4 protein-coding genes are annotated in these 4286 nt (G+C 57.1%); all 4 read left to right on the top strand.

The genetic code is table 11. The features are described 5' to 3' along the window. The first annotated feature begins 583 nt into the window (after positions 1-583). Positions 584-814, top strand: a complete 231-nt coding sequence (locus AC1D2E_RS34890; protein ID WP_478201638.1) for a hypothetical protein — start codon at positions 584-586, stop codon at positions 812-814. 69 nt (positions 815-883) lie between these two features. Continuing rightward, positions 884-1489 carry a hypothetical protein gene (locus tag AC1D2E_RS34895; RefSeq protein WP_478201639.1) on the top strand — a complete coding sequence of 202 codons (606 nt, stop codon included), beginning with the start codon at positions 884-886 and terminating at the stop codon, positions 1487-1489. A 312-nt stretch (positions 1490-1801) separates the two neighbouring features. Beyond that, entirely contained in the window at positions 1802-2365 is a 564-nt protein-coding gene (locus AC1D2E_RS34900; protein ID WP_478201640.1) for a hypothetical protein, read from the top strand. Further along, the coding region (locus tag AC1D2E_RS34905) for a hemagglutinin repeat-containing protein (protein WP_478201641.1) at positions 2362-4286 on the top strand (1925 nt) is incomplete at its 3' end. The genes AC1D2E_RS34900 and AC1D2E_RS34905, both read left to right, overlap by 4 nt.

Raw genomic sequence — 4286 nt, forward strand, 5'->3', positions numbered from 1 at the left:
TCATGGATGCGGCGAGCTATAGAATAATCCACCAATGGCGAGAATGGTTTCTACTTGCTGTCGGTTTTACAGTTGATAGGCTATCGGGAAAGTTTCCTGAAATTGCAGCCTCCTTTGAAAAATCGGCACTAGATCTATTTTACGCGACCGAAGGAAAGTATCCATAACTCAATGCACAGAGGCTGCTGAGAATTTTTTGGTCAATCCGCCGCTTGGGATGCTCGCAAAAACCGCCAATAGCGGCGATGTATTGTTGTATGACACACTCTCAATACTTTCGCCGTGAGAACTTCGGGTGGTGCTCCTCGAATAGTGTTCAGGCCCGATCCTTCGCAACACGGATTTAAAACCAATTTAGACTTTTGAAATTCAAAATGATCGCAGATCTTCACCTCTGCCGTGTTTGTGGATTTAATTGCGCGCCGTTTTTCCCATGGGGCGAGGATGGCAAGACGCCGTCCTATGAAATTTGTCCACGATGCGGCGTCCAATTTGGATATGAGGATTCGAGTGAAGTCGGTTTGCAACGCTATCAAGAAAGGTATCGCTCGTCACAGTTCAAGAATAATTCACCGGGGCTTCAATGATCGTCGAATCGACCCCTTGGTCTATAACTATCGATGCCGGGCAGTATCGATTTATCGCTAGAGGCGAGTGGACACTTGAGCCGAAATTTTATGTCTATAGCTTCGAGCAAGATGGTGTTCAAGCGATGTCTCCGGCAAGAATTGCAGCCTATGCGAGTCAACTTCTTCAAGTGGCCGCTGAGAAGGGGTGGGTCATCGATTTCGGAGATTTATCGCCCACACGTTGAGATCAATTTTTCAGCACTTAAAGAGTCAAGGCTAGTCTACGAATCCGAAACCGGGAAAATGGTGAGAAGATGAACGCAATCGTGACCAGTGACGAGTTATATGCATTTGCTTCAAATTGCTTCGAATATCTTCATGAATTTGGATTTAGCAAGCACGCCAAGGCCGACAGGACGTTGTTCCGGTCTAAACTTTTTACGCTGATTCTGGCTAGAGACCGATACGGCGAGCCGCCTGCTCAAGTCCTCCTGAGCGCGGATGAGAAAACCGAATTAACCTCGCCTTATACCGCTCTCAAATACTTCTTGGACGACTACCTACATGATTGGATGGAGATTGATAAGGAGTGCTTGCTCGACAATGAATACAAGAGGTCAATATTGGTTGGCGCGTTGCTGCTGAAGAAAAACTCTTGGCTATTATTGAGTGACGAATGGACAAGAAACGAAAAATTCTTGGAGGCCGTGCAAAACACAAAGGATTGGTTCACCCAAAAACTTGGTGCGGGCGATATGCCGACATACGAAGAATCAATTCACCATCTTCATTCTCAAAATGAAGGTCACCCCTTCGATGCCGGAATCCACCGACGGCGCAATGAATCTCGCGTGGTGGGGAATAGAAGTGGATTCCCTTCAGTCTTTAGAGTGGGTCCATTCCGGACGGTGAAGCCATGAATACCTGTCATTGGGAAGTCATTAACGGCTTCAGCTCATCTTCTGAATATCAAAGATTCAGCGAACGGATCGCCGACCAAATCAACTCGGGCTTGACTGAGGAGGTTTGTGGCGTCCCGCCTAGTTCAGTTGTACCGTTCGGCTTTAAGGAAAAATGGTTCAGATGCAAGCAATCCAATGAGGTGTGGCGACTGATTGCGCCAGAGCCTCCGTTTCCGGGTGCATGGGAACCAGTCTTGGATTGATCCCTGAGCCCCTATGAAAAAAAGGCATCAGATGGGCCGAAACGTCGCCCGATTGACAATAGTCGCCATGCTGTTCTTGCTCGGAGGCTGTGCGTACCGCGACATCAACCCCCAAGCCGCCGCAGACGAGAGCGCTTTGGATGACCGCCTTCGGGAGGTCGCGCCGGACGCGGCAAAGCTCGTGCTGCGCAGTTCCGGCGCAGGTCACGCCGTTGTCTATTCGGTCAGCACGGCCAGCGAGGCGTGCCAAGGCTTCGAGACGGTAGGGAACGTGGCCTACAGCGGGCGTGGCGTGGTCTTCCCGTGGATCGCTCGCATGAACGAGAGAACGCGCAGCGCGTTGTTCAAGACACAGCCCTACATCGAGCATGAGGTGGACGCTCGCCAAGCCGTTCAGGTGAAGGCGATCGGCAACTGGCAGCAAGCGAACACGCCGCGCACCCTCCCGATCAGCACCGGCAGTTGTGGTCCGCTTGTCACGAGATTTCGCCCGACCGCCGGCCGCGTCTACATCGTCGACTTTGTCTGGCGAGGCGACCTCAGTTGCACGCAGGTGGTCACGGATGCGACCGAGGCGACCGCGCCGATACCAGTGCAACTCGACCTTGTTCAGAGTTGTCCTGCTCCTTGAACTCCGCAGCTCCGCGAAATCGCGATTGCTCCGTCATCGTCGCCAACGGCGACGTGCGCCTCGCCACCGGCAACGACCTCAACGCGCAGGCCGCGCAACTGCGTTCCGACAAGGACATGAGTTTGGTCGCCGGCCGCGACACCTCCATCGGGTCCACGACTTCCACCCAGGCCGTTGGCACCACCGTCTCCGCAGGCAGCCTGCAAACGGTGAGCGGTCGCGACACGACGCTCCAGGGAGCGACCGTCGTCGCGGACAACGACATCACCATGCTGGCCGGGCGCAAYCTCACCATCGAGAGCGCMCAGAACACGACCACCCGCAGCAACTTCGACGCCAACAGCAAGAGCGGCATGATCGGCACTCGCACGAATCCGTCGCTCGGCAACGTCAAGAGTGCCGAGGCGGTCAGTGGCAGCGGCGTATCGCAGGCAAGCAGCCAGGTCGCAAGCCTTCAAGGCAATGTGACCTTGGTCGCCGGCGAAACGTACCGCCAGACCGCCAGCAGCGTGATGGCCGCTGGCCAGGCAGGTCCGCTCGTTGGAGGCGATGTGAACATTCTTGCGAAGAATGTCGTCATCAACGAAACGTTCAACACCGAGCAGTCGTTCGCAGTCAGCCGCAACTCCAGCACGGTGGTCGGCGGAAGCGCGAGCGTCGGCGGCATCTCCACCGATAGCCTGCGCAACACCCGCAACACGGCCAAGGCGATGGGCGACACCGGCGACAGCCGCATGCAAACTCTAGGCGCCATCAATCTGGCGGTGGCCGGCAGTCAGGCGGTCGATACCGCGCAGGCATTGGCCAGCGGTGGAGGGGTGAACTACAAGGTCAGCGTCAACGTCAGCCGCAACAAGAGCGAGAGCAGCAGCACCACGAACGCGAGCGAGGCCGTGGGATCGAGCATCGTCGGCGCCAACAACGTTACTGTCGTGGCGACCGGCGGCGGAGCAGAATCCAATATCCACGCCGTGGGCTCCACCATCGCGGCCGGCAACACCGTCAATCTCGGTGCCGACAACGCCATCACGTTGGAAGCCAGCAAGAACACTTACGAGCACCACGGCACCAACAGCAGCAGCGGCGCGAGTATCGGTGTCGGATTCGCGGGAGGTAGCCAGAACGGCTTCACGATTGATTTGGGCGTTAGTCGGGGCCGTGGCAACGAGGATGCCTCGGATGTGAGCTACAACAATACGCACGTCAGCGGCGGCAAGGCGGTCAATATCGCGAGCGGCGGTGACCTGAACATCAAGGGAGGCGTCATTGATGGCGAACGCGTTGCAGCTGTCGTCGGCGGCAACCTGAACATCGAGAGCTTGCAGGACACGAGCCGCCAGGTGTCGAAACAGAGCAGCTCGGGCGCGAACGTCAGCTTGTGCATTCCACCGATCTGCTACGGCGTCAGCACCGTCGGTGGAAGCGCCGCGAGCGCCAAGGCGAATGGCGACTTTGCGAGCGTSAACGAGCAGTCGGGCATCAAGGCAGGCGACGGCGGATTCAACGTCAACGTCAAGGGCAACACGGACCTCAAGGGCGGCGTCATCGAGAGCACCCAGGCAGCGATCGACGCGGGCAACAACAGCTTCAAGTCCGGCAGCCTGTCGATCAGCGACATCGTGAACCGCAGCACGTCGGAAGGCAGCAGCTATGCCGTCAGCGGCAATGTTGGGTTTGCGGCGGGCGATCAAAGCGGAGCCAACAGCCCTGCGGACAAGCGAGCGGCCGACGGCGCCCAAGCCAGCGGTCGACCAGGCGGAAGCGCGGGAGTCGGTAGCTCAGACAGCAGCCAAGGCAGCGTCACGAAGTCGGGCATCAGCGGCATCGCGGGCGACGAGAGCGTCAGAACGGGCAACAACAGCAGCGCCGGGACTTTGGTGAAAGACTGGAACACCAACAGCATCATCAAGGACGTGCAGGC

The organism is Variovorax sp. P1_H2 (genome assembly GCF_056405295.1).

Excerpts from the sequence above, each read along its gene's own strand:
- AC1D2E_RS34890 (WP_478201638.1), top strand. The coding sequence starts at position 584 with ATGATCGTCGAATCGACCCCTTGGTCTATAACTATCGATGCCGGGCAG.
- AC1D2E_RS34895 (WP_478201639.1), top strand. The coding sequence starts at position 884 with ATGAACGCAATCGTGACCAGTGACGAGTTATATGCATTTGCTTCAAAT.
- AC1D2E_RS34900 (WP_478201640.1), top strand. The coding sequence starts at position 1,802 with ATGCTGTTCTTGCTCGGAGGCTGTGCGTACCGCGACATCAACCCCCAA.